This window comes from Streptomyces sp. NPDC048825 (assembly GCF_043198355.1).
GTDB lineage: Bacteria > Actinomycetota > Actinomycetes > Streptomycetales > Streptomycetaceae > Streptomyces > Streptomyces xiangluensis.
Map to the genome: position 1 here is coordinate 287,524 of NZ_JBICUR010000011.1, position 25,277 is coordinate 312,800.

Sequence of the window (25,277 nt, forward strand, 5' to 3'; positions counted from 1 at the left end):
CAATAATTGATCAATACGGTGCAACAAGGGCTTGCCGACGACAATGCCATGAATTCTCCTGCCATGCGCCCCTTTGGTACGAAGCAGCTCAGAACGGCGGCGACGCACGACGGGCAGCGCCGACCATGCGAGGATCGAGAAGTCACAAAGGACAACGGAAGGCAGATCGTGGCTGAGCAGCTCTACGCCACCCTGAAGACCAACCAAGGCGATATCGAAGTGCGGCTCCTGCCGAACCACGCGCCCAAGACGGTCCGGAACTTCGTCGAGCTCGCCAAGGGTGAGCGTGAGTGGACCAACCCCGAGACCGGGGAGAAGACCACGGACAAGCTCTACGACGGCACGGTCTTCCACCGGGTGATCAGCGGATTCATGATCCAGGGCGGCGATCCCCTGGGCAACGGCACAGGCGGCCCCGGCTACCAGTTCGAGGACGAGTTCCACCCCGACCTCGCCTTCGACAAGCCGTACCTACTGGCCATGGCGAACGCCGGCCCGGGCACCAACGGCTCGCAGTTCTTCATCACCGTCTCCCCAACGGCCTGGCTGACCCGCAAACACACCATCTTCGGCGAGGTCACCGACGCGGCCAGCCAGAAGGTCGTCGACGCCATCGCCACGACGCAGACCAACCCGCGCACCGACCGCCCCGTCAACGACGTGGTCATCGAGTCGGTCGTCGTCGAGACCCGCTGAGACCCGAACCTCCGCTCAGAACCGACCTCCGCTGACGCCGGCCGCCACCGAGGCCGGGCCTGCCCGCCCGCACCCGCCGAAGTCAGGACGCGAGTCAGGGCCGAAAACCAAGGCCAGGGAACCAATGTGCCCCGCCCGTCCGTAGAAGGAAGGGCGGGGCGGTGCATTGGGGTACGCGTCCCTGGGACACCGCCGTGTGCCCGTCGTACGGAGAATGAGGGGACACCCATGGACCAGGTGCCAGGCAGCCCGCAGGGACCGCAGGACGCCCAAAGCCTGCCCACCTGCTACCGGCACCCCGACCGGGAGACCGGCATCCGCTGCACCCGCTGCGAGCGCTCCATCTGCCCCGAGTGCATGGTCAGCGCCTCCGTCGGCTTCCAATGCCCCGAGTGCGTACGAGGCGACTCCGGCACAGGCCACTCACCGACCGCCAGCCAGCCGCGCACCCTCGCAGGCGGCACGATCACCGAAGACCCCCGGCTCATCACCAAGATCCTCGTCGGCCTCAACCTCGCCCTCTTCCTGGTCCAGCTCTCCGTCGGCGAACGCTTCGATGAGCGATTCGAACTTCTCGGGCTCGCATACGTGCCGGGCCTCGGCAGCGTCGAAGGCGTCGCCGAAGGACAGTGGTACCGCCTCGCCACAGCCATGTTCCTGCACGGCAGCGTCATCCACATCGCCTTCAACATGCTCAGCCTCTGGTGGATCGGCGGCCCCCTCGAAGCAGCCCTCGGCCGCGCCCGCTACATCGCCCTATACGCAATCTCCGGCCTCGCAGGCAGCGCCCTCACCTACCTGCTCGCCGAACCCAACCAGCCCTCGCTCGGCGCCTCCGGCGCGATCTTCGGCCTCTTCGGGGCAACCGCCATACTCATGCGGCGGCTCAACTACGACATGCGCCCCGTCATCGCCCTGCTGGTGATCAACCTGATCTTCACCTTCGGGTGGAGCAACATCGCCTGGGAAGCCCACATCGGCGGCCTCGTCGGCGGCGTGGTGATCGGCTACGCGATGGTCCACGCACCTCGCGGACGGCGGGCCCTCATCCAGTACGGCGTCTGCGCACTGGTGCTGGTCGCGGTTGTGGTCATGACACTCATCAGGACCGGTCAGCTCACCTGAGGAGCCGGCGTTGTCCACAGACTGTGCCGGATCTTGTGCATGCTGTGTGGGAACAGGTGTGCCCCCTGCCGCTGACCTGGGTTTCCCCAGGCAGGACAAGGGGCGAACAGACATCCGGATCCCGGTAGGTCTGTCACACCGGAGTCAACGCTCAATGAGTTATCCACAGATCTTCGGACGTTTTCCACCGCTGTGGATGACTGTGGATAACTCCAGTGGACAGCTTGAGTCGGGGCTAGCCGTACAGCTTCCCGACACCTTGGGGCCGCGTTACTTCCACTGCGTCGAAACGGCGAATCCCGCGGCGATGAACCCGAAGCCGACCACGATGTTCCAGTTGCCGAAGGCGTCGATCGGCAGTGAGCCGTCCGTCACATAGAAAACGACGATCCAGGCGAGGCCGATGAGGAACATGGCCAGCATGACCGGAGCGACCCAGCCGCGGCTGGTCAGCTTGATATTGGTTGCCTGCTTCGCCGGGGGCGGCGTGTAGTCGGCCTTCTTGCGGATACGTGACTTCGGCACGAGGGTCTCTCCTGTCGATGCGCTGCGTGGCCGCGCAGGGAACGTTGGCTGGCTCCGGGGCAGCGTACAAGGGGACTCTTAGCGCTCCCCCGGGCGTCCGTTAGCGTAGTGCTTCCGCGGCGCCGAAGGAGATAAGGGTACGTTGAGCAATTCTGCCGACTCGCCCCAGGCGGGTTCCAGCCCTGCGCGTATGCGGCGATTTCGTCCGGTGCGTGTGCTGACCGCGGCTGTGTTCGCTCTCGCCGGGTTGATCTTCTTCACTAGTTTCAATACGGCCAAGGGCACCAATATCCGGACGGATGCCTCGTTGCTGAAGCTGTCCGATCTCATTCAGGAGCGCAGTCACAAGAACGGCCGGCTCGACGAGAGCAACGCGACGTTGCGCGAGGATGTCGAGGCGCTGGCCGAGCGTGATGACGGGAGTACGAAGGCAGAGGACGACAGGCTGGCGGCTCTGGAGGGGAATGCGGGTACGCAGAGGCTCAAGGGCAAGGCGCTCACGGTCACGCTGAACGATGCGCCGCCGAATGCCACGGCCAAGCTCCCTGGCTATCCGGAGCCGCAGCCGGACTACCTGGTCATTCACCAGCAGGATCTGCAGGCTGTGGTCAACGCCATGTGGCAGGGCGGTGCCAAGGGGATCAAGGTCATGGATCAGCGGTTGATCTCCACCAGTGCCGTGCGCTGTGTGGGCAATACCCTGATCCTTCAGGGCCGGGTCTACTCGCCGCCGTACAGGATCACGGCGGTCGGTGATCCGGAGAAGCTGCAGAGGGCCCTCACCGCGTCTCCGGCGATCCAGAACTACATGGTGTACGTCAATGTCTATGGGCTCGGCTGGAAAGTGAAGGAGGAAGGGGCAGTGACTCTTCCCGGCTACTCGGGCACAGTGGATCTCCACTACGCGAAGCCTGTGGAGTAAGCGCGCCGGGAGCCGCCGATGCGAGTGATCGTCAGGACGTTAAGCGAACTGTGTATCACTGTGGGCGGCGTGATCGTGCTCTTTGTCGTTTACGTGCTGTTCTGGACGGGTGTGAAGGCCGACAGTGCGATGGACGACCAGGTCGACAGTCTTCAGGACCAGTGGTCGAAGGGGACGGTCGCGGCCGAGGCTCCCGCGCTCGAGAATCCCGAGCCGCCGGCGGCGTACGAGGATGGCAAGCCGTTCGCGGTCATGTATGTCCCGAGGCTTGGTTTCACGTGGAACAAGCCCGTGCTCGAAGGTACGAAGACGAGCACGTTGAAGAAGGGGCTTGGTCACTACGCGAGTACGGCGCAGCTCGGCCAGGAGGGAAATTTCGCTGTCGCGGGCCATCGCCGCACGTACGGGGACCCGTTCAAGGACTTCCCCAAGCTGCGCCCGGGTGACGCGGTGGTGCTGACCGATGGCACGACCTGGTTCACGTACCGGATCGACAACAAGCCGTACAAGACGCTGCCCAGTGATGTCGCGGTCATTGACCCTGTGCCTAGGAAGTCCGGGTATACGCGGCCGGGCCGTTATCTGACGCTGACGACCTGCGAGCCGGAGTGGGGGCGCAGTCACCGGCTGATCGTGTGGGCGCACCTTGATGCCACACAGCCCGTGGAGGCTGGGAAACCTGAGGCGCTGCGCCGTTAGTCTGGTGTGGTACGGCGACGGAAGGGACGGCATGTACGGCTGGATCTGGCGGCATCTGCCGGGAAACGCTTTGGTGCGGGCGCTGATTTCGCTCGTGCTTGTGCTCGCGGTGGTCTATGTGCTGTTCCAGTACGTCTTCCCGTGGGCCGAACCGCTGCTGCCCTTCAACGATGTGACGGTGGACAACCAGTGAGCGCGCGGATTCTCGTCGTCGACAATTACGACAGCTTCGTCTTCAACCTGGTCCAGTACCTGTACCAGCTGGGCGCCGAGTGCGAGGTGCTGCGCAACGACGAGGTGTCGACGGCGCATGCCCAGGACGGCTTCGCCGGTGTGCTGCTGTCGCCGGGGCCGGGCACTCCCGAGGAGGCGGGTGTCTGCGTCGACATGGTGCGGCACTGTGCTGCGACCGGTGTCCCCGTCTTCGGGGTCTGCTTGGGTATGCAGTCGATGCAGGTGGCGTACGGCGGTGTCGTGGACCGTGCGCCTGAGCTGCTGCACGGCAAGACCTCGCTCGTCGAGCACGAGGGGCGGGGTGTTTTCGCGGGGCTGCCGTCGCCTTTCACGGCGACGCGTTACCACTCGTTGGCCGCCGAGCCGGGGACGGTTCCGGCCGAGCTGGAGGTCACGGCTCGTACGCATGACGGGATCATCATGGGGCTGCGGCATCGTGAACTGCCTGTCGAGGGTGTGCAGTTCCATCCCGAGTCCGTGCTGACCGAGCACGGCCACCGCATGCTGGCCAACTGGCTGGCCGAGTGCGGTGACCGGGGGGCCGTGGCCAGGTCGACGGGGCTTGCCCCGGTGGTGGGCAGGGCCACGGCGTGACCGCCCTGCGCCCCGAGCGCGACAGTGCTGCCCCGTACGGTGAGGACACCGTGTACGGGGCCGCTGCCGCGTATGGAGGCGCTGCCGGGTCGGAGCAGGAGTGGTACGACCCTGAGGGGTATGCGCGGGACTGGTACGGGGAGCAGAGGGCCTCGTCCTCCAGGGAGCGGCAGTCTTCGCCCTCGTACGACGAGCCGTCGCGTGGGGAGCCGTACGGAGAGGCGTGGCAGGAGGAGGCGTACTCCCAGGGGTACGAGCCTGCTCCGACGCCCGCTCCGATGCCCCCGATCGATGAAGAGACCGTCGCGCTGCGCGTACCGGACAGCGAGTCCGTGCGGGCGGCCAGGACTGCCACGCCGGCCGGCTCCTACGCCTCCGCCGCCGGTGGCCGTGCGGCCCGGCGTAAGGCCGCCAAGCGGCATGGGCGGCATGGCGGGGCCGGCGGGCCGGGGCAGGAGCAGTCGGCGGAGGAGCCGGGCGCGACGCCGCTCTCGCGGGTGGAGGCACGGCGGGCGGCGCGGGCGCGGAAGCCGGGGGCGGCGGTGATGGCCAGCCGGGCGATCGGTGAGGTGTTCATAACCACCGGTGTACTGATGCTGCTGTTCGTGACCTATCAGCTGTGGTGGACGAATATCCGTGCGGAGGCGCAGGCGGGCAGTGCCGCGAGCAGTCTGCAGGACGACTGGGCGGCCGGTAAGCGGAAGCCGGGGGCGTTCGAGCCGGGGCAGGGTTTCGCTCTCCTGCACATTCCGAAGCTGGACGTGGTCGTGCCGATCGCCGAGGGCATCGACAAGAAGCGGGTGCTGGACCGCGGCATGGTCGGTCACTACGCGGAGGACGATCTGAAGACGGCGATGCCGGAGGAGAAGGCGGGCAACTTCGGGCTTGCCGGGCATCGCAACACGCATGGCGAGCCGTTCCGGTACATCAACCGGCTTCAGCCGGGCGATCCGATTGTCGTGGAGACGCAGGACCAGTACTTCGTCTACAAGATGGCGTCGATCCTGCCGGTGACGGCGCCGAGCAATACGGCCGTCCTGGACGCGGTCCCCAAGGGGTCGGGTTTCACCACGGCGGGCCGCTACATCACTCTGACGACCTGCACTCCGGAGTTCACCAGCAAGTACCGGATGATCGTCTGGGGCAAGATGGTCGAGGAACGGCCGCGCAGCAAGGGGAAGCCGGATGCGCTCGTCAGTTAAGGACAGATGAAGAGTGGCAGCGACGACCGACCACGAAGAGCAGACCGCCGCGTCGGCGCACTCGCCCGCGCGGCGCCGCCGCCGCGGCCCCGGCCGGATCGCGATGGCCGTCAGCGTCTTCGGTGAACTCCTCATCACGACGGGCCTGATTCTCGGCCTGTTCGTGGCCTACTCGCTGTGGTGGACGAACGTCGTCGCGGACCGCAAGGCCGACAAGCAGGGTGACAAGGTGCGCGACCACTGGGCCGAGGGCCGCGGTCCTATCGGCCTGGACACCAAGGACGGCATCGGTTTCCTGCATGTACCCGCGATGAAGAACGGCGAGGTGCTGGTCAAGAAGGGCACCGCTGCCAAGTCCCTCAACGACGGCACCGCCGGCTACTACACCGACCCGATCAAGTCCGCGCTCCCACAGGACAAGAAGGGCAACTTCTCGCTGGCCGCGCACCGCGACGGTCACGGCGCGAAGTTCCACAACATCGACAAGCTGAAAAAGGGCGACCCGATCGTCTTCGAGACCAAGGACGAGTGGTACGTCTACAAGGTCTACGAGATCCTCCCCGAGACCTCCAAGTACAACGTCGATGTCCTCGCCCCCGTCCCCAAGGAATCGGGCAAGAAGAAGGCGGGCCGCTACATCACGCTGACGACCTGCACCCCGGTCTTCACCTCCACCTACCGGTACGTGGTGTGGGGGGAGCTGGACCGGGTGGAGAAGGTGAATGATGAGCGGACGCCGCCGACGGAGCTGCGTCAGTGAGACTCTGAAGGGCGAGAGTGACGTGATGTCACTCTCGACATGAGCTGGGCCCGAAGCCGCAACTACCCTTTGCGACTTCGGGCCCTTTCCGACGGGTCGGTGGGTCAGCTCAAGGCGGACAGTTCTGTACCGCCGCTCCATGCCTCGAGCAAGCTGCGGTCCACCGGTGTGACGCCGCCATCAGCCGCGACGTTCATCGCATCGCGAGTGAAGGGGCATGTGGCCACGTAGAGCGCCACGTCCGCGTTGTACAGGACCTTGGCCGACCCGATGAACTTCTGGACGTCGGGGCTGGTCACGGATACGTAGGGTGCGAATCTCTTGCACTGGACGGCGATGTGTCGTCCGTCGGGGGTACGTCCCGTGATGTCTACGCCCCGGTCTCCATGACCGCCTCGTACGACGACAGCGGTGCAGCCGTCACGGCGCAGCAGTTGGGCGACATGTTCCTCGAACTCGCGCCCGTTCATCGCGTCCATGGAGGCCATGACTCCGGCGAGGGGCCGGTCTTCTCGGGGGCCTTCCAGCCGCTGCAGTCGGGCGTTGTGCTGTTGGAGTCGGCGCTCGATGCGCTGGACGCCGGTGCGCAGGGCGATCAGTTCCCGGCGGTGCTCGCTCGATGTTTCGATCAGGGCGTTGAACATGGGGACGACGGTCTTGCCGAGGACGTGGCTGATGCGTTGGTCGATGCGGTCGTCGAGGGAGGAGGTGGCAGCCTCCCTGTGGACAGGGTTATCCACAGGCTGGGTGCGCGCCAGATACTCCATGTCGAGGAGGTATGTACGCACGTGACGTGCGACTTCGCTGTCGCGGAGCAGCATGGCGACGTTGAGGACGGCGCGGCGGGAGAAGAGCGCGAGGGATGCTGTGCGTGACTGAATCCCACTGAGCTCCTTAAAGGAGCTCAGTTCTGAACCTGTCAAAACCCGGTAGCCGTTGGCTTCCAGTTCCTCGCGGTGGTCAACCACCAGGGAACGGATGGCCTTGATGCCCACCTGGAAGTACGTCGCGACCATCGCCGTAGTCACATGCATGCCGTCCGGCAGCAGCGACAGGGCTTTGACTCTGTCGAGCACGTCCGTGCGTTCCAGTGCGCTGTCGCGCAGGGTTCTCGATTCCAGCAGAGCAGTTTCGTTGATCACGCTCTGTCCTTCCGTGTTGGTTGGCCGTACTGCCAGGGCAGGGCATCCAGACCCCACCGAACTGATAAACGAGCGGGGGCTCTGGCCGTACCGGGGCAGCCGTCAACGCCGCGAAGGGCTGCGGTGGCGGTAAATCCGAAGGGGTCCTGGCTACGTATCACGTAGCCAGGACCCCTTCGGCTCTTCGTTCTTCCGTCGACGGCTCAGGTGGTGAGGTTGTACTTGAAGCCGCTGAATTTGTCGCCGCTCTTGATGAGCGAGACGCGTACACCGACCTTGGTGTTCTCGGGCACCTGGGACCCGAAGCACTTGTACTCGCGCGAGAGGGCGGGCTGCGTCGTCCTCAGTTCGGCGATCGTCTTGTAGTCGCTCATCCGGAAGAGGTGGATCTCGACGGCGTAGCCGTCAGCCTGGTCATCGAAGACGGTCAGGCAGTCCCCGTCATGACCGGCGGCACCCCTGCCGCCGGGATCCCAGTCCGTCGTGTAGACGAAGCCGCTGTTGGTGCCGGCACTCGCCGTTCCCGCCGAAAGGACGCTCAGGGCACAGGCGGCCCCGAGGACGGCCATGAGTCGCTTCTTGATGAATCCCCCCATTTGTCAGGTCGCGCTCAACGCGACCTGACAAATGTCAACTCACCAGTACGATCTTGGTTTGCAGCCCGGGGGTGGTGCCCGTCACTCCTCCTCGGTGCGGGCGGAGGCGCCGTCGACGCCGCCGAAGAAGCCGCCTCCGTTGTCGCCGCCTCCGTTGTTGTTGCCGCCGTTGCCGAGGCCGACGGTGGTGAGGGTGATCTTTGTGCCGGCCGGGTCGTCGACCTCCTGGCCTGCGTCCGGGTCCTGGTCGGAGACCAGTGCGGTGTCGCTCTGGTCGCTGCCGCCCTGGAACTGGATGTTCGTGAAGCCGGCCTGGGCCAGGGTCTGCTTGGCCTGCCCCACGTTCTGACCGACCACGTTCGGGACCTGGACCTTCTCCTCGTCCTCGGCCTCCTTGCCGATCTGGATATTCACCGTGGAGTTCGGCTCGACCTGGGAGTTGGCGCTGGGGTCGGTGGAGATGACCTTGCCGATCAGGTTGTCGTCGTCGGTCTCCACCTCGACGCAGACGCCGGTGAGGTCGTTGGCCTCCATCTGTGCCGTGGCCTCGTCACAGGTCCTGCCCGTGACGTCCGGAACGGTTTCCTGCTCCGGCTCCTTGGCGACGGTCAGGGTGATGGTCGAACCCTTCTCCTGCTCGGTGCTGCCCTTCGGGTCCTGAGAGAGGACGACGTCCGGATTCCTGTCCGACTCCTCGGTCTTCTTTTCGACCTCGAAGCCTTTCTCCCTGAGCTGGGCCTCGGCCTTTTCGAAGGTCAGCCCCTCGACGTCCGGCACCGCCACCTTCGGCGCCCCCGTCGACACCGTCAGTGTGATCGTGTCGCCCTTGCTGACGTCGGCCTTCGCCTCCGGGTTCTGCGCGCAGACGCTGCCCTTCGGAGTGTCCTCGCAGGCCTTGTCCGTCGTCGCCACGTTCAGGTCGACGTTCTTCGCCATGTCTTTGGCGTCGGCCAAAGTCCGGTTGACGAAGTTGGGTGCTGGGAACGACTCGTTGCCTGTGCCGCCCGTTTCGCTGAACACCCACCTCCCGATGAGGATCGCGCCCACCAGGACCAGGACACCTGCGACGACCAGCAGGATCGTAGAGGCGTTGCTCTTCTTCGGGCGGCGGCGGTCGCCTCCGTCGTAGCCGTAGCCGCCGTCGTCCGGGTTCATGGGGGGGAGCATGGATGTCTGCTGGCCGCCTGGGGTGGCGCGCAGGGCCGTGGTCGGCTTGTCGTCGGGGTAGCCGCCGTAGCCGACTGAGCCGAGGGCCGCGGTGGCCGCGACGGGCTGGCCGTCGAGGCAGGCCTCGATGTCGACGCGCATCTCGTCGGCGGACTGGTAGCGGTAGTCCGGGTCCTTGACCAGGGCCTTGAGGACGATGGCGTCCATCTCGGGCGTGATCTCGGGGTCGAAGTTGCTCGGCGGCTGCGGCTCTTCGCGTACGTGCTGGTACGCGACGGAGACCGGGGAGTCCCCGACGAACGGCGGCCGGACCGTCAGCAGCTCGTAGAGCAGACATCCGGTGGAGTACAGGTCGGACCGGGCGTCGACCTGCTCGCCCTTGGCCTGCTCCGGTGAGAGGTACTGGGCGGTGCCGATGACCGCGGCGGTCTGCGTCATCGTCATGCCGGAGTCGCCCATGGCGCGGGCGATGCCGAAGTCCATGACCTTGACCTGGCCGTTGCGCGTCAGCATGACGTTCGCGGGCTTGATGTCGCGGTGGACGATGCCGTTGCGGTGTGAGTACTCGAGGGCCTGGAGGATGCCGATGGTCATCTCCATGGCGCGCTCGGGCAGCAGTTTGCGCCCGGAGTGCAGCAGCTCGCGCAGCGTGGACCCGTCGACGTACTCCATCACGATGTACGGGATGGAGATTCCCTCGATGTAGTCCTCACCCGTGTCGTACACGGCGACGATCGCGGGATGGTTGAGCGAGGCGGCCGACTGGGCCTCCCGGCGGAACCGGGCCTGGAAGGACGGGTCGCGCGCGAGATCCGCGCGCAGCGTCTTCACCGCCACGGTGCGGCCAAGCCGTGTGTCATGGGCGAGATGTACCTCCGCCATGCCACCACGGCCGAGCACCTGGCCCAGCTCGTACCGGCCGCCGAGGCGACGCGGCTCTTCCATAGCTACCTACCAGCCCTCTCCGTCGGTTCCGACCGCACCCAGTTGTGTGGTCCGGCGGTGTGCTGTCCGGGCATACCGTACCCGGCTCGCCTTTACTGACCTGGCCACAACCGTCACCCGATACAGGACCGGTATCGCAACGTGCACCGATGTGAAGGGGACGTGAGCGGGGTCACTTGCTTTCGAGTACTGCCTTCATCACGTCCTTCGCGATCGGTGCGGCGAGACCGCCGCCGGAGATGTCCTCACGTTCGGCCTGGCTGTCCTCGACGACGACGGCGACGGCGACCGGCGAGCTGCCGTCCTCGCCCTTCGCGTACGAGATGAACCAGGCGTACGGCGCCAGCTCGTTGTCGACGCCGTGCTGGGCGGTACCGGTCTTGCCGCCGACCTTGACGTTCGGGATCTGCGCGCGGAAGCCAGTGCCGTCCTCGACGACCGTCTCCATCATCGACTGGAGCTTCTGGGCGTTGTCCGGGGAGAGCGGCTCGCTCATCTGCTTCGGTTCGTGCTGCTCGACGACGTCCACGTTCTGGCCCATCAGCCGGTCGACCATGTACGGCTCCATGAGGGTGCCGTCGTTGGCGATGGCCGAGGCCACCATGGCCATCTGGAGGGGGGTCGTGGCGGTGTCGAACTGGCCGATGGAGCTGAGCGCGGTCTGCGGCCTGTCCATGGCGGTCGGGAAGACGGAGGCGCTGGAGCGGACCGGTACGAACTGCTGCTTGTTGAAGCCGAACTTCTCGGCGGTCTCCAGCATCTTGTCCTTGCCGAGGTCGGCTCCGACCTTGCCGAAGACGGTGTTGCAGGAGTACTTGAGGGCGTCGCGGAGTGTGGCGTCCTTACACGGGATGTTGCCCTCGTTCGGCAGCTCGGTGGTGGTGTCCGGCATGGTCCACGGGTCCGGCGAGTCCGTCTTCGCGTCGGGGTCCGTGACGAGGCCGTGTTCCAGGGCGGCGGCCGCGGTGACGGCCTTGAAGGTGGAGCCGGGCGGGTAGGTCTCGCGCAGCGCCCGGTTCAGCATGGGGTCGTCGGGGTTCTGCTTCTTCTGGAGCTTGGTCCAGGCTTTGGTGTCGGTGTCGGTGGAGTTCCCGGCGAACGTCGACGGGTCGTACGACGGCGTGGAGGCGAGCGCCAGGATCGCGCCGGTGGACGGGTCGATGGCGGCGACTGCGCCCTTCTTGTCGCCGAGGCCCTCGAAGGCGGCCTTCTGCGCGGCGCCGTTGAGGGTGGTGACGACGTTGCCGCCCTTCTGCTTCTTGCCGGTGATCATGTCGAGGGTGCGGCGGAAGAACAGCCGGTCGTCGTTGCCGGTGAGGATGCCGTCCTCGATGGACTCCAGTTGCGTCGCGCCGAAGGCCTGCGAGGCGTAGCCCGTGACGGGGGCCCACATCTCGCCGTCCTTGTAGGTGCGCTTCCACTTGTAGTCGCTGCTCGAGGTCTCGGTGGAGCCGGTGATCGGCTTGCCGTCGACGATGATGTCGCCGCGCGGCTGGGCGTAGCGCTCGATGGAGACGCGGCGGTTGTTCTCGTGTTTCTGCAGCGCGTCCGCTTGGACGTACTGGATCCAGTTGTCGCGGATGAGCAGGGCCATCACGAGGAGCCCGCAGAAGATCGCGATGCGGCGCAGGGGCTTGTTCACGGGCGGACCACCTGGGTCATTTCGGCGTCGGGGTTGGAGGCGGGGGCCGGTGCCGGACGGCGTGCGGTGTCGCTGATGCGGAGCAGGATGCCGATGAGGGCCCAGTTGGCGATCACGGAGGAACCGCCCGAAGCGAGGAACGGCATCGTCATGCCGGTGAGGGGGATCAGGCCCATGACGCCGCCTGCGACGACGAAGATCTGCAGGGCGAAGGCGCCGGAGAGACCGGTGGCGAACAGCTTGCCGAAGGGGTCACGGGCGGCCAACGCGGTGCGGATGCCCCGCTCGATGATCAAGGCGTACAGCAGCAGGAACGCCATGACTCCGGCCAGGCCCAACTCCTCGCCGACGGTGGCGAAGATGAAGTCCGAGTTGGCGGCGAAGCCGATGAGGTCGGAGTTGCCTTGGCCGAGGCCGGTGCCGAGCACGCCGCCGGAGCCGAAGGCCATGATCGACTGGCCGATCTGTTCGCAGGCCCCGGAGTCCGCGTAGCAGCCGAAGGGGTCGAGCCAGGCGTTGACACGGACCTGGACCTGGCTGGCGAAGGTGGAGACGACGACCGCCCCGCCGGCGGACATCAGCAGGCCGATGACGATCCAGCTGGTCCGCTCGGTGGCGACGTACAGCATGATCACGAACATGCCGAAGAACAGCAGGGACGAGCCGAGGTCGTTCTCGAAGATGAGGATGAGCAGGCTGAGGGCCCAGAGGGTGAGGATCGGGCCGAGGTCGCGGCCGCGCGGCAGGTACAGGCCGAGGAAGCGGCGGCTGGCGAGGGCGAGCGCGTCCCGTTTCACCATGAGGTAGCCGGAGAAGAAGACGGCGATGACGATCTTCGCGAACTCGCCCGGCTGGATGGAGAACCCGGCGACGTTGATCCAGATCTTGGCACCGAAGACGTTGGCGCCGAGGCCGGGAACGAGGGGCAGGAGCAGCAGCACGATGGCGGCGACCATGGAGATGTACGTGTAGCGCTGCAGGACGCGGTGGTCCTTGAGCAGCATGAGGACCGCCACGAACAACGCGATGCCGATGGCGGAGTACAGCAGCTGTTTGGGGGCCGACGGACTGAAGGAGCCGTAGGCGTTCTCGGCGAGTTGCTGTAGCCGCGGTGACTGGTCGAGGCGCCAGATGAGCACCAGGCCGAGTCCGTTGAGCAGCGTGGCCACCGGCAGCATCAGCGGGTCCGCGTAGGGCGCGAACTTCCGTACGACGAGGTGGCCGACGGCGGCGAGCAGGCCGAGGCCGAGGCCGTAGCCGAGCAGGCCCGAGGGGACCTGGTCGTTGACGGCCAGGCCCACGTTGGCGTAGGCGAACACCGGGATGACGACGGCGAACACCAGCAGCGCCAGCTCGGTGTTGCGCCGGCTGGGCGCGCCGATGGCGCCGATCGTGGACGTATGGTGCGTCGATGGGTTCGTAGTACTGCTCATCGTGTAACGGGGCCTCTCACAGCGTGCGTTGCTTACTGCTTACCGCACAGCGAGACCAGCTTCTGCTCTTCCTCCGAGAGGCTGGGACCGGGTGTGGGAGTGGGTGCGGTGGGGGACGGGTCGGCGGACGGTGGCTTCGACGGGTTCTGGGTCGGCGTCGGTGTCGCCTTCGACGCCACGGAGGTCCTTGTGGTTCCCGTGGTGCCGCCTGCTTCGCCTTCACCCGTCTGAGAGTTATTACGGCTCTCGGCCTGCCTGCGTTCGGCGTCTTTTTTGCAAGCCGACGCCTGCGCCGCCAAGTCCTCGATTTTCGACTTGGCGTCGGTGAGGCCGCCCTCGGCGATCGTGGCCTCGACCTGCTTCTGCTGATACGGCGGCAGGTACTTGAGTTCGATCTCGGGGTGGTCCTTCTCCACCTTCGACAGCGAAACCCAGGCCAGGTCCTGGCTGATACCGCGGTACAGCGCGACGTGCTCGCCCTTGGTGCCGACGTAGTACTGCGTCTGTGTCCAGCGGTAACCGCCGTACAGGCCGCCGCCGATGACGGCGAGCGCGAGCACGCTGTAGAGGGATCTCTTCAGCCACTTGCGTCCGCGGCGGGGTTTGACGAAGTCGTCGTCGGTGTAGTCGCCGAAGCCGTCCGTGGGTACGTACCCCGTCGTGTCGCCGCTGCCGGGCGGGCCGAACTCGCCGCCGCCTCCTCCAGGCGCGGGGCGGCCGAGGCTGGAGGCGCGGCCCGCGGGCGTCTGCATCGTGCCGTCGTCGTGCAACAACTGCTGCTGCTGGTTCTCGGCGACCGCGCCCACGACGACCGGGGTGTCGGACATCTGCCCCGCGAGGGTGTCCCCGCCGTCGATGTCGAGTACGTCGGCCACGATCACCGTGATGTTGTCAGGGCCGCCACCCCGCAGCGCGAGCTCGATCAGCTGCTGCACGGTCTCCTGCGGGCCTTGGTAGCTGGCGAGGGTGTCTTCCATCGTCTGATGGCTGACCACCCCCGACAGACCGTCGGAGCAGATCAAGTACCGGTCGCCGGCGCGGACTTCACGGATCGACAGATCCGGCTCGACATGGTCGCCGCTGCCCAGCGCACGCATCAGCAGCGAGCGCTGCGGGTGCGTGGTGGCCTCATCCTCGGTGATGCGTCCCTCGTCGACGAGCCGCTGCACCCAGGTGTGGTCCTGGGTGATCTGTGTCAGCACGCCGTCCCGCAGCAGGTACGCGCGGGAGTCGCCGACATGCACGAGGCCGAGCCGCTGCCCGGTCCACAGCAGTGCCGTGAGGGTTGTGCCCATGCCCTCGAGCTGGGGGTCCTCCTCGACCATCAGCCGAAGCTGGTCGTTGGCGCGCTGTACGGCCGTGCCGAGGGAGGTCAGGATGTCGGAACCCGGCACGTCGTCGTCGAGCGCGACGATGGTGGAGATCACCTCGGAGCTGGCGACCTCACCGGCGGCCTGGCCGCCCATCCCGTCGGCGATCGCGAGCAGGCGCGGACCGGCGTAGCCGGAGTCCTCATTGCCCTCGCGGATCATGCCTTTGTGCGATCCGGCGGCGAAGCGCAGTGACAGACTCATGCGCACCTCGCCCGTCGGCTCCGGGTACATCCGCACGGTGCCCACCCTCCGGTCGGGAGCGCGCCGGGGTCCACCCAGTGGACCGCCGCTGCGTGCTCGCTCCGCTCGCTCATTGTCGTACTACTTCCGCAGCTCGATGACGGTCTTGCCGATGCGGATCGGCGCGCCCAGCGGAACCGGCGTGGGGGTCGTCAGCCGGGTCCGGTCGAGATACGTGCCGTTGGTGGACCCGAGGTCCTCCACGATCCACTGGCCGTCACGGTCCGGGTAGATCCTGGCATGCCTGCTGGAGGCGTAGTCGTCATCCAGGACGATTGTGGAGTCGTGCGCACGCCCCAGCGTGATGGTCTGCCCCTGCAGCGCGACCGTCGTACCCGTGAGGATGCCCTCGGAGACGACGAGCTTGGTGGGCGCGCCACGGCGTTGACGGCCGCCGCCGCTCGCCTGCTGGCGCTGCTGCGGAGGCGCGGCCTGCTGCCGGGCGGCCGCTTGCGGCCGTCCGCTCTCCCGGCGCGAGCCGCGCTGTGTGACACGCGTTCCGAACAGATCGCTGCGGATGACCTGCACGGCCACGATCACGAACAGCCACAGTACGGCCAGGAAACCCAGCCGCATGACCGTGAGGGTCAGCTCTGACATTGCCCCCGCTTCACCCTTCGGCTTGCCGGTAAATGATGGTGGTGCTGCCCACGACGATCCGCGAGCCGTCGCGGAGCGTAGCGCGGGTGGTGTGCTGCCCGTCCACCACGATGCCGTTGGTGGACCCGAGATCCTGGATCGTCGAGGGCGTTCCGGTCCGGATCTCACAGTGCCGGCGCGAGACGCCGGGGTCGTCGATCCGCACGTCGGCGTCGGTGCTGCGACCCAGCACCAGCGTCGGGCGGGAGATCTGATGGCGGGTGCCGTTGATCTCGATCCAGTGCCGTACGCGCGCACCGGGCAGCGGGCCGGGCGCCGCGGCGCGGCCCTGGGCCATCGGCGACGCGGGGCCGGGACGGCCGCCGGGCGGTGGCGCGGACGGCATGGGGGGAGCGCCCGCCGGCTGAGCGGCGGCGGGCGGCGGGTAGCCGTAGCCCCCGGGGCGGGCGGCCGGGCCTCCCGTCGGAGCGCGCTCCGGAGCCTGCTGGCTGGCGGAGGAGGCGAGCGTACGGCTGCGTACCCGGTACAGACCGGTGTCGAGGTCGTCCGCCTTCTCCAGATGGACCTTGATGGGGCCCATGAAGGTGTAGCGCTGCTGCTTCGCGTAGTCGCGCACCATGCCGGCGAGCTCGTCGCCGAGCTGGCCGGAGTAGGGGCTGAGACGCTCGAAGTCCGGCGTACTCAGCTCCACGATGAAGTCGTTGGGGACGACGGTCCGCTCACGGTTCCAGATCGTCGCGTTGTTGTCGCACTCGCGCTGCAGCGCTCCCGCGATCTCGACGGGCTGGACCTCGGACTTGAACACCTTGGCGAAGGTGCCGTTGACCAGACCTTCGAGACGCTGCTCGAACTTCTTCAGGACTCCCATGGGGCACCTCCTCCTTCGTCGCTGTCCTGGTACTGCTTACTGATCGTATCCACGCGCCGGGAAATCGGCTGGTTCCCCCTGTCGGCACCGTCGACGGATGTCGACGTCCACTGAAGTCCCCTCCCGAAGTTCCCTTCAGAGTTCCTCTTCGAACTCTCCCTGGGCACTCCCATGGGAAGGATCGTAGAGGCGGTTTCACCACAGTGTCCCGCACCCGACTGTGGACCCTGCCCCCCTCCTGGGGAGATGGCCGGGACCGGTACGAGGTTGATACGTGAACAGGTTCTGGCCGATACGGACGGGGTGGGTGTGGTGGGGCACAAGGCGCTGTGAGGGGCGGGTGCGCAGGTGATGCCGGGGTCTGCCGCCTCGTCCCTGCCTCGTTGCTGCCCCCGGAAAGGGATGTGAATCCACCCTTGGCAGCGTGCTAATCTTCTGCATGTCGCCAGGCGCTCCCACCCATCGGTGAGAGACGGACGACACACCCAATGCGCGGGTGGCGGAATAGGCAGACGCGCTGGATTCAGGTTCCAGTGCCCGCAAGGGCGTGGGGGTTCAACTCCCCCCTCGCGCACAGAGAGAAACCGACGGAACGGGTCTCTGCAGGTGACGGAAGTCATCGCAGGGGCCCGTTTCTCGTTTCCATGATCGTTGTGGGGCATCACACAGCCTGGTCAAGGCACCCAACAGGCCCCCGGCGCGTGAGCTATCTCACGGGTGGGGCCTGTCTTCGTGGTGCTGCAGCGGCCGGGAGCGGATTGATCTATGCCGCTGGCGCCAGGTGGCCGGTCGGGGTCCAGCTCCTCGGTTCTTTTGTCTGACGACGGTGGTGGGTGCGTCGGCGGGGGCGCTCGGCGCCGAGCGAAAGCGTGTCCAGCCACTTCTTGATCTTGCGGCGGTTCGCGTGGGCCAGCTGGAAGGTGAGCAGGATCGTTTGGTCTGCGATGCCGCGGATGCGGCGGGAGCCCGCGGACTCGATGCCTTCGGCCAGAGGGTTCTTGGCGTAGCCGTTGTAGCCCTCGACGCTGTTGCGGAGCCGGAAGTAGATCTTCTGCCATTCCGGACTGCCGTAGTCCAGGGAACGTGCGGATGGGGGTGCCGTCCACACCCAGGGAGACCTCTGCCAGTTCGGTCAGCAGGTTGTGGAGGGGCCGCACGGAGGCGTCCAGCACGAACTCGGTGAACAGGGCCAGACGCCGCTCGCGCTCGGCCAGGTCGTCGATGTCCGCCGCTGCGGTCAGGTCGTGGGCTTCCTCACGGGAGAGGTGCCCGTTGGGCGGCAGCGGGGACGGGTTCATCGCGTCCTTCATCGCGTGGAAGAGACGCCGGACGACGGCGTAGGCCGCCTCGAAGCCCCGGTCGTGGTCTTCGTACTCGGGAATGCCGAGCAGCGAGCGCAGTCGCGGGCTGATGCGGAAGTACAGGATGTCGGTGACGCGCTCCAGCACGATCTTGCCGCCGGTGTCCTGCGTGCACAGATGCAGGCCGATCAGGAGGCTTCTCAGATGCAGTGTGCGGTGTCGGCCGCGCGGGAGGTGGACGAATTCCTCGAGGAGCGGGACGAGTTCGCTCTTGTCCACCTCGTCGACGGCCACTTCGACGTCGTTGTCGGCGATGTGTCGTCGCTCCGCGCGCATGGAGATCAGGCCTCGTGGCGGTCGCTGGGCAGCCTGTGGAGGGTCGTCACTGGCCGCCTCGCAGCAGGCGGGCCGCTTCGTCGGCGGGGACCGCGCTCAGGAACGGCAGGATGCGGGAGAGGCCGTGGAGGGTGTCGACTCCGGCGGCTGCCACGATGACGGTGATGGGCAGCCGCTCCTCGAAGAGTTCGACCAGCCAGGTCGACCTGAGGCGGCCCATAACCAGGCGGGGCACCTCCGAGCTGGGCTTGGTGCGGTCCAGGAAGTTCGTGACGGTGTTGGTGCCGCGGCTGAAGCAGTTCGGGCGGAACAGGTACTGGGCGGTGCCCGTGGTGTCGAGACGGTCGGCAGCCGATGCCAGGACGCCCTCCCAAGGACGGCGGCACAGGATGTCTCTTTTCCGGGCTCCGCGAGTGGCCACGACGACTGGACCGCCACCGTTGGAGGTTCTTCGGACGTCATGCACGCGCAGCGGGATGACCTCCGGTGAATCGAGGCCGACGCCGAGACCGAGCGCCATGAGGGTCTTGCATCCCCAGCGAAGCTCTTCGGTGGGCTGCCCGCTGGCCCACCCCCACAGATCCGCGAGTTCAGTCCGGCTGTAGGGGCTGTTGGGAACAGAGGCCGACAGCTTGGCGGGTTTCCCGGTCCGGCATACGCCACCCAGCACGATCTCGTGCAGTCGTAGGAGCCTGGACCGGTAGTTGCCCCGGGTGCTTTCGCGCACGTGGGGGCAGCCGACAGCGATGAACCGCTCGATCGCCTCTCGGGAGAGCCACACCTCGGCTTTCCCGGGCAGGCCCTCGCCGTCGCAGAAGAGCGCCAACTGGGCGAGTGCAGTGAGCAGTTCACGCGCCTTGTGGGGCAGCAGCGGGTCGGCGAGCCGGATCACGCGGCGCACTTCATCGCCGACGCGGCTCCACCCCGCGGGGGAGCCGGACGGGCGATAGGAATCAATGCGCTGACCATCACATGCCGCCACACCAACACCCCGGCAGGAGGAGGGGTGCTATTCGAATAACATCTATCCGTGGCAGCAGCCGCGCGCGACCGGGGAGGACCGGATGGGTCAGACTTCACTTCATGCCCCAAGGAGATGCCCGCCGACTGCCGCCGCGCGCGTACTGCGCCGGCGGTGCGTGGCCTGAGGCCGTCATGGAGGAGCACCACGGGGCGCGGGTCGCCCAGGCCATGGCTGCTCGGCTCAAGGCTGCGCTCGACCAGCGGGGCTGGTCTGTCGCTGAGCTGTCGCGCGAGAGTGGCGTCGCCCGCTACACGATCGCGAAGGCGCTGGCCGGTGAGGCGTGGCCCGACCTGCTGACCATTGCCAACCTGGAAAAGGCGCTGGACTGCGATCTCTGGCCCGGCCGGAATGTGTGAAACGGGCCGCTGTACGGAGCCGCCGGTATGCGGACGTGGGGCACGGAATGGCTGTTCGAAGCCGAACATGGGGGCGGTCATCCCTTCGGGCGAAGGGCAGGACCATATTTCGTCGTGCGCTACCGGCGGCCCTCGGCCGCTCGTAAAATGCAACGTGACGAACTGATCCGGCACTGTGGAAGGTTCTAGGTGGGTTCGTCGCCATTGGCCGTCACCTTGGACTGGACTCCTTGGTGGCGGCCTTCTTTGGTTTAAGGCTGCTGAGTCGGTGCGTACTGGTAAAAGGCATTCGGCAGCTTGATCAGAGATCCGGCTTTTGCCGGCTCATCCGCTGCCACTCGAACGCTCTTGATCTTGTCTGCTTCGTTGAGGGCGTTGGCTACTTCCAGCGCTTTCCACTGCCGCAGAGGATCTTGGGCCATGAGTCGCAAGATGCGGGTCTTGCGGGGCACGGCCTGCAAGCCGCTGGCTGCTGTCGTCGTCTCGGCTTTTTCGGAGTCTGTGTGGGGCTGCCGCTGGTCAGGGATGCCTGATGACCGCCACTCGTCCGCGATCTGCATCTGCTTCTTTACCTGACGTACGAGGCGAAGCTCCTGGCGGACCTTGAACGACTCGCGCTGAAGTTCGACATCCTTCTCCTCCAAGAGCTGAATGTACTTGTCGGGATTGCCGGCTACTTCTTCCCATGGAAGGTTTTCGATCATTGCAGAACCCTACCTATGAGAGTGCATAAGTTACCCCGCTCGCAAGGGGTGCTTCACTCGAAGTAGCGACAAGGTCAATTACCTGTCGGGTTACCTGCACGAACAGTGTCGAAAATTCCCGATTTGGTATCCAGGGCCTGTCTGAGGGAGAGGAACGTTTCGCTGTCTCGCTAGAAAGACAGGACTGCTTTATCCGACTGACATTTCAGCCCCTGTGGTGCAGAGGTAATTTTCGGAAGGGAGAGGCTGTCTTCGTTTGTAGTTCTCTGTTCCCCGGCCCGGAAACCCCTGTTTCGTTTCGTGGGGCATGGAGAGACAACCCCTGTCGCGGGCAATGTGTCCTGAGCACCATGGCGCGGGCAACTGCTCCGACAGGCAGTAGGGAAAGGTCGGGAGAAGTCCCCCTGCAACTTGTCTTGGCGATGGATAGCTGGTCCCAAGGCCCGGGGATGTGGGCCGGCACCTGGGACAGGTAGGGGCGGTTCGTCAGAGCAGGGCCTGCGTGCGGCGTGGAGGCCTGCAGGAGCCTTGCAGTACGCATGGGTTGACCGGCAAGGGAACAGAGCTCCAGGGTGGCGACGGAGCTGGTCAGCTCGGCATAAACGCGGTGGCCTAAGGCACGCCGTTCTTCCGTAGTGCTTGCCCTTCTGGCCCTGGTGTCTCAGCGATCCCTGGGCAAGGGGGGTATGCCTCGGGGCAGAGGCGGCCCTCGGTACGCAGCTGGTGGCGGATGACCGAGACAGGGCTGTGTAAGGAAGGCGGGAGCGGATGGCGACGATTTTGACGGCCGTCCCTGTCTGTATGAACGGGGGCAGTAGCCAGGGGCGCCTCAGGAACGGCCAGGCTCAGCCACACAGGGACGAGTGCCGGGTGGGACCACCAAGTCCTCAGCAAGTACCCCGTGGCGAGAGGATCCTGTCCGGCAGCGCCAGAACACGCACAGGGACAGCCGGCAAGGGAGACAAACCTGGTGCAGGACCTGCGCCTCCCGAGTCCTGTGTGTTGCACTCAGAGGCTCAATGAAGGCGCTCCAAGACGACGGCCTGTTGAGGTTGCGCTGCCTGGTCCGGGGGTTGGCAGCGCTGCATGACTTGACCAGGCCGCTTTGCCCGTCTTTTACGATGATCCCAGAGGGTGTCCGCCCTCCCGACCCCCGAGGGTCTGCTCGACCCTCCGAGCCGACGAGGAGCGACGTCCCGCAATGGGTGAGCCTCCCAGTACCAGCCGTGCCACGACCCGCCCGAGACATACACGTGAGGAAGCGGGGGTGGCACGGTGACCGAGATCCTGCTGCTTCTGCTGGCCCTGCTGCTCACGCTGGCATGCGCGCTGTTCGTGGCGGCCGAGTTCTCGTTGACCACCGTCGAGCGCGGTGACCTTGAGCGGGCCGCGGAGGCGGGTGAGCGGGGCGCGGACGGCGCGTTGAAGGCGGTCCGTCGGCTTACCTTCCAGCTGTCCGGCGCCCAGCTGGGCATCACGGTCACCTCGCTGGTGATCGGCATGCTCGCCGAACCGTCGCTCGCCGCGCTCCTCCGAGGGCCTCTGGAGGCGGCCGGTCTGGGCAGCGCGGCTTCGTCCGTGGCGACCGTGCTGGGCGTGGTCGTGTCCACCGTGGTCCTGATGGTGGTCGGCGAGCTGGTACCGAAGAACTGGGCGATCTCCCGTCCGCTGGCCGTCGCCAAGGTGGTCGCGGGACCGCAGCGCGGCTTCACAGCCGCGTTCGGCCCGTTCATCCGGCACCTCAACAACACCGCGAACCGCTTCGTACGGCGCTTCGGCCTGGAGCCCGCCGAGGAGCTGGCCTCCGCCCGCGGCCCCGAGGAACTCGTCGCGCTGGCCCAGCACTCGGCCGCCGAAGGGGCGCTGGATCCGGACTCCGCCGAGCTGTTCGTGCGCACCCTGCACTTGAGCGAGCTGACCGCCGAGAATGTGATGACCCCGCGCGTCGACGTCCGCGCCCTCGAAGCACATGCCACGGTCGCCGACGCCGCCAACCTCACCCACGCGACGGGGCTGTCCCGTTTCCCGGTCTACCGCGACAGCCTGGACGAGGTCGTCGGCACCGTCCACATCCGCGACGTACTCGCCCTGCCGCCCGAGATGCGGGCCATCACGCCCGTGACCGAGCTGGCCACCGCCCCGCTGATGGTGCCCGACAGCCTGCCTGCGGACCGGCTGCTGGAGCGGATGCGCTCGACGCGCACTATGGCCGTCGTCATCGACGAGTACGGCGGCACCGCGGGCGTGGCCACGGTCGAGGACATTGTCGAGGAGGTCGTCGGCGAGGTCCGCGACGAGCACGATCCGATCGAGATCCCCGCCCTGCTGCCCGCCGCTGAGGCGGCTGACGGCCGCGCAGCGTGGGAGGCGGACGGCAGCGTCCGCATCGACCAGTTGACCGAGATAGGACTGGCCGCGCCCGAAGGCCCGTACGAGACGGTGGCCGGCCTGGTCGCTACCCGCCTGGCGCGTATCCCGGCCAAGGGCGACGCGCTCGACCTGGACGGCTGGCGCCTCGATGTCCTCGACGTCGACCACCACCGTGCCGACCGCGTACGCATCACGGCGCCGGTGGAGGTGTTCGGTCAGGAGCGGCAGGAGGCCGCCCGATGACCGTCCTGCAACTCGCCATCGGCGCCTTGACGCTACTGACCAACGCCTTCTTCGTCGGCGCGGAGTTCGCCCTGATCTCAGTGCGCCGCAGTCAGATCGAACCGCGTGCCCAGGAAGGCAACAAGCGCGCCCGCATGACTCTGTGGGGCCTGGAGCACATCTCCGCGATGATGGCTACCGCCCAGCTCGGCATCACCGTCTCCTCGCTGGTGCTCGGCGCGGTGGCCGAGCCCGCCATCGCGCACCTGCTGGAGCCCGGCTTCGAGGCGGCCCACATCCCGCATGCCCTTGTGCACCCGGTCGCGTTCGTGATCGCGCTCACCGTGGCGACGTATCTTCACATGTTGATTGGGGAGATGGTCCCGAAGAACATCGCGCTCGCCGCGCCGGTCCCCACCGCGCTTCTGCTCGGCCCGCCGCTGGTCGCCCTCACCCGGGCGCTGAAGCCGTTCGTCTTCGGCATCAACGCCTTCGCCAACGTGCTGCTGAAGCTCTTGAGGGTCGAGCCGAAGGACGAGGTGGAGGCCGTCTTCACCGACGATCAGCTCGCTCGCATGGTGCTCGACTCCAGCCAGGCCGGACTGCTCTCACCGGCCGACGGCGAACGGCTGCGCGACGCGCTGGAGTTGGGTACCCGCCCTGTCGGTGAGATCCTGGTGCCGGCTCAGCAGATGCACACCGTCGACCAGGCGATCACCCCGGCCGAGCTGGAGCGGACGGCCGCCCGGGCGGGGTACTCCCGCTTCCCCGTCACCGGACGGGACAAGGCCCTGCTCGGCTACCTCCACATCAAGGACACCCTCGGCATCGCCGACCGGGACCAGCCCTTCCCGCGCACCGCTCTGCATCTCGTCACCAAGGTCCGCATCGACACGCCGCTGGACGACACCCTCACCGCGCTGCGGGCCGACGGCAGCCACCTGGCCGCGGTCACCGGCGAGACGGGCACCGTGCTCGGTTTCGTCACCATGGAGGACGTCCTGACGGAGCTGGTCGGCCCGACCCCGGCCGCCGCGTGACCGCCGGGCCGTCCTGTGCGCCGGGCCCACCCACAGGACGGCCCGGCGCACGCAGGCTCGTATTCGGCAGGGATGCACATGACGTTGGCCGTGGTGCTTCAGACTTCACCGACCCCGTGACTCACCATTAGATGGTGCTTGCTGCCCCCTCTGGCGCCGGTCGACCTGGCGGAAGACCGGTCGCGGCCCGCCTCTTTTCGCGCGCACAGGGGAGCCGTCCACGCACGCCAAGACCAGCCGAGTGCGTCGGCTGCGTGTAGTTCGGTGAGCAGGACGCGGTGCAGGTTTTCGGCAAGGATCCGCCACCAGACTGAGCGGTCCCCGGTGGAGCAGGCCGCGACTCGTATGAAAGTCCGGAACCTTACTGGACACAGTCGACCCCGACTGAGGAATCTGGAACAGATGCTGGCGTTGTGACACGCGGCTCTGAATGCTGACCCTCTGTGTGATCAATCCCGTTTCGTACTCACCTACACCGCTCGGAGGACTCCTGCGCGTGAGCTACCCGGAATTGAACAGCCCGTACGGCGAGCAACCGCAGCAGCCCGCCGAGGTCAGTTACGGTTACCCCGGCGCGGGCCTGGCCAGCAACGCCGCCAGTTACCCCGCAGAGCCCAATGCCCCTTACGGTTATGACCCGTTCGGACGACCGTACTCCGGCAAGTCAAAGATCGTGGCGGGAGTGCTCTCGGTCTTCCTAGGGCCGCTGGGTATCGGTCGTTTCTACACCGGCCACACCGGCATGGCCATCGCTCAACTCGTCACTTTGGGCGGCCTTGGGGTCTGGACACTGATCGACGGGATCGTGCTGCTCGTCAGCAACGACAAGACCGACGCCGAAGGCCGTATCCTCCGCGGCTGAGGTCCGGAATTCGGTTTCAAGGCGATACGGAAGTGCAGAGCGCAACTGCCGTGCTTCTGTTGTGTCAGACAGGCGGGTTCCTCTGTCCTCGGTGCTACAGCCTGTATGCGGCTGAACAGCCCTTTTGCAGGGAACACTGGCTCTCGTTCGTCACCTTCTGACATGCCTGTCACGGAACGGATATTCCGACTGGACTACGGACCTGATGTTCGTGTGCTCGTCCGTAGAGTTTCGCTGGCCAATGACTGACACCGCTCAGTGGTTCTTTGGAGAGAGGTGCGTCGGCGGTTTCCAGAACG

At 66.6% G+C, this 25,277-nt stretch carries 24 protein-coding genes and 1 tRNA gene; 13 read left to right on the plus strand and 12 right to left on the minus strand.

Going from position 1 to position 25,277, the window contains the following annotated elements; all coding sequences use genetic code 11:
- Window positions 1–168: 168 nt before the first annotated feature.
- Both ACGFNK_RS26605 and ACGFNK_RS26610 read left to right on the plus strand, forming a co-directional pair.
- Entirely contained in the window at window positions 169–696 is a 528-nt protein-coding gene (locus ACGFNK_RS26605) for a peptidylprolyl isomerase (protein WP_386340017.1), read from the plus strand.
- Window positions 697–924: 228 nt separating this feature from the next.
- On the plus strand, window positions 925–1,821 hold the full coding sequence (locus tag ACGFNK_RS26610; protein WP_393419826.1) for a rhomboid family intramembrane serine protease: 897 nt from the start codon (window positions 925–927) through the stop codon (window positions 1,819–1,821).
- A gap of 270 nt (window positions 1,822–2,091) precedes the next feature.
- Here ACGFNK_RS26610 and crgA read toward each other — a convergent pair whose 3' ends face one another.
- A complete protein-coding gene (gene crgA, locus ACGFNK_RS26615; RefSeq protein ID WP_388674723.1) occupies window positions 2,092–2,346 on the minus strand; it encodes a cell division protein CrgA in 255 nt (84 codons plus the stop codon).
- Window positions 2,347–2,488: 142 nt separating this feature from the next.
- Here crgA and ACGFNK_RS26620 point away from each other — a divergent pair, with 142 nt between their 5' ends.
- The 6 genes from ACGFNK_RS26620 to ACGFNK_RS26645 are packed head-to-tail and all read left to right on the plus strand — an operon-like array spanning window position 2,489 to window position 6,757.
- The gene (locus tag ACGFNK_RS26620; protein ID WP_393419828.1) at window positions 2,489–3,268 is read left to right on the plus strand and encodes a DUF881 domain-containing protein; all 780 of its coding nucleotides are present in this window, start codon (window positions 2,489–2,491) and stop codon (window positions 3,266–3,268) included.
- Window positions 3,269–3,286: 18 nt separating this feature from the next.
- Entirely contained in the window at window positions 3,287–3,967 is a 681-nt protein-coding gene (locus ACGFNK_RS26625; protein ID WP_386340005.1) for a class E sortase, read from the plus strand.
- A gap of 31 nt (window positions 3,968–3,998) precedes the next feature.
- Window positions 3,999–4,160 (plus strand): hypothetical protein, encoded by a 162-nt coding sequence (locus ACGFNK_RS26630; protein WP_206440922.1) that lies wholly within the window; start codon window positions 3,999–4,001, stop codon window positions 4,158–4,160.
- Entirely contained in the window at window positions 4,157–4,795 is a 639-nt protein-coding gene (locus ACGFNK_RS26635; RefSeq protein WP_393419831.1) for an aminodeoxychorismate/anthranilate synthase component II, read from the plus strand. Before ACGFNK_RS26630 ends, ACGFNK_RS26635 begins: the two co-directional genes overlap by 4 nt.
- Complete coding sequence (locus ACGFNK_RS26640; protein WP_393419833.1) at window positions 4,792–5,997, plus strand: class E sortase; 1,206 nt, start codon at window positions 4,792–4,794, stop codon at window positions 5,995–5,997. Before ACGFNK_RS26635 ends, ACGFNK_RS26640 begins: the two co-directional genes overlap by 4 nt.
- Window positions 5,998–6,010: 13 nt before the next feature.
- Window positions 6,011–6,757 carry a class E sortase gene (locus tag ACGFNK_RS26645; RefSeq protein ID WP_393419835.1) on the plus strand — a complete coding sequence of 249 codons (747 nt, stop codon included), beginning with the start codon at window positions 6,011–6,013 and terminating at the stop codon, window positions 6,755–6,757.
- A 104-nt stretch (window positions 6,758–6,861) separates the two neighbouring features.
- Here ACGFNK_RS26645 and ACGFNK_RS26650 read toward each other — a convergent pair whose 3' ends face one another.
- The 8 genes from ACGFNK_RS26650 to ACGFNK_RS26685 all read right to left on the minus strand — a co-directional run bounded on the left by ACGFNK_RS26650 (window position 6,862) and on the right by ACGFNK_RS26685 (window position 16,763).
- The gene (locus ACGFNK_RS26650; protein WP_393419837.1) at window positions 6,862–7,899 is read right to left on the minus strand and encodes a restriction endonuclease; all 1,038 of its coding nucleotides are present in this window, start codon (window positions 7,897–7,899) and stop codon (window positions 6,862–6,864) included.
- A gap of 203 nt (window positions 7,900–8,102) precedes the next feature.
- Window positions 8,103–8,468 carry a hypothetical protein gene (locus ACGFNK_RS26655; protein ID WP_393419839.1) on the minus strand — a complete coding sequence of 122 codons (366 nt, stop codon included), beginning with the start codon at window positions 8,466–8,468 and terminating at the stop codon, window positions 8,103–8,105.
- 108 nt (window positions 8,469–8,576) lie between these two features.
- Window positions 8,577–10,607: a Stk1 family PASTA domain-containing Ser/Thr kinase gene (gene pknB / locus ACGFNK_RS26660; RefSeq protein WP_393419841.1), complete on the minus strand. Its 2,031-nt coding sequence runs from the start codon at window positions 10,605–10,607 to the stop codon at window positions 8,577–8,579.
- 172 nt (window positions 10,608–10,779) lie between these two features.
- Entirely contained in the window at window positions 10,780–12,249 is a 1,470-nt protein-coding gene (locus ACGFNK_RS26665; RefSeq protein ID WP_393419843.1) for a peptidoglycan D,D-transpeptidase FtsI family protein, read from the minus strand.
- A complete protein-coding gene (locus ACGFNK_RS26670; protein WP_393419844.1) occupies window positions 12,246–13,682 on the minus strand; it encodes an FtsW/RodA/SpoVE family cell cycle protein in 1,437 nt (478 codons plus the stop codon). The genes ACGFNK_RS26665 and ACGFNK_RS26670 overlap by 4 nt, the downstream gene beginning before the upstream one ends.
- Window positions 13,683–13,714: 32 nt before the next feature.
- The gene (locus ACGFNK_RS26675; protein WP_393419846.1) at window positions 13,715–15,256 is read right to left on the minus strand and encodes a Stp1/IreP family PP2C-type Ser/Thr phosphatase; all 1,542 of its coding nucleotides are present in this window, start codon (window positions 15,254–15,256) and stop codon (window positions 13,715–13,717) included.
- A 120-nt stretch (window positions 15,257–15,376) separates the two neighbouring features.
- Window positions 15,377–15,895, minus strand: a complete 519-nt coding sequence (locus ACGFNK_RS26680) for an FHA domain-containing protein (protein ID WP_344394504.1) — start codon at window positions 15,893–15,895, stop codon at window positions 15,377–15,379.
- Window positions 15,896–15,905: 10 nt separating this feature from the next.
- Window positions 15,906–16,763: an FhaA domain-containing protein gene (locus ACGFNK_RS26685; protein ID WP_393419848.1), complete on the minus strand. Its 858-nt coding sequence runs from the start codon at window positions 16,761–16,763 to the stop codon at window positions 15,906–15,908.
- A 490-nt stretch (window positions 16,764–17,253) separates the two neighbouring features.
- On the opposite strand from ACGFNK_RS26685, the gene ACGFNK_RS26690 reads away from it, so the two are divergent.
- Window positions 17,254–17,337, plus strand: a tRNA-Leu gene (locus tag ACGFNK_RS26690).
- 100 nt (window positions 17,338–17,437) lie between these two features.
- Here the strand turns inward: ACGFNK_RS26690 and ACGFNK_RS26695 are convergent.
- Together ACGFNK_RS26695 and ACGFNK_RS26700 are read right to left on the minus strand one after the other, a co-directional pair.
- Window positions 17,438–18,400 carry a hypothetical protein gene (locus ACGFNK_RS26695; protein ID WP_393419850.1) on the minus strand — a complete coding sequence of 321 codons (963 nt, stop codon included), beginning with the start codon at window positions 18,398–18,400 and terminating at the stop codon, window positions 17,438–17,440.
- A 46-nt stretch (window positions 18,401–18,446) separates the two neighbouring features.
- Entirely contained in the window at window positions 18,447–19,292 is an 846-nt protein-coding gene (locus tag ACGFNK_RS26700) for a hypothetical protein (RefSeq protein WP_393419852.1), read from the minus strand.
- A 191-nt stretch (window positions 19,293–19,483) separates the two neighbouring features.
- Between ACGFNK_RS26700 and ACGFNK_RS26705 the strand changes: the two genes are divergently transcribed.
- Window positions 19,484–19,780: a multiprotein-bridging factor 1 family protein gene (locus tag ACGFNK_RS26705; protein WP_393419854.1), complete on the plus strand. Its 297-nt coding sequence runs from the start codon at window positions 19,484–19,486 to the stop codon at window positions 19,778–19,780.
- A 251-nt stretch (window positions 19,781–20,031) separates the two neighbouring features.
- Here the strand turns inward: ACGFNK_RS26705 and ACGFNK_RS26710 are convergent, their stop codons facing one another.
- A complete protein-coding gene (locus ACGFNK_RS26710; protein WP_393419856.1) occupies window positions 20,032–20,484 on the minus strand; it encodes a hypothetical protein in 453 nt (150 codons plus the stop codon).
- Between the two features lie 1,275 nt (window positions 20,485–21,759).
- Between ACGFNK_RS26710 and ACGFNK_RS26715 the strand changes: the two genes are divergently transcribed.
- From ACGFNK_RS26715 to ACGFNK_RS26725, 3 genes are all read left to right on the plus strand, one after another.
- The gene (locus tag ACGFNK_RS26715) at window positions 21,760–23,097 is read left to right on the plus strand and encodes a hemolysin family protein (RefSeq protein WP_393419858.1); all 1,338 of its coding nucleotides are present in this window, start codon (window positions 21,760–21,762) and stop codon (window positions 23,095–23,097) included.
- Entirely contained in the window at window positions 23,094–24,116 is a 1,023-nt protein-coding gene (locus ACGFNK_RS26720) for a hemolysin family protein (RefSeq protein ID WP_393419860.1), read from the plus strand. The genes ACGFNK_RS26715 and ACGFNK_RS26720 overlap by 4 nt, the downstream gene beginning before the upstream one ends.
- Before the next feature lie 496 nt (window positions 24,117–24,612).
- Window positions 24,613–24,978 carry a TM2 domain-containing protein gene (locus ACGFNK_RS26725; protein WP_393419862.1) on the plus strand — a complete coding sequence of 122 codons (366 nt, stop codon included), beginning with the start codon at window positions 24,613–24,615 and terminating at the stop codon, window positions 24,976–24,978.
- Window positions 24,979–25,277 lie beyond the last annotated feature (299 nt).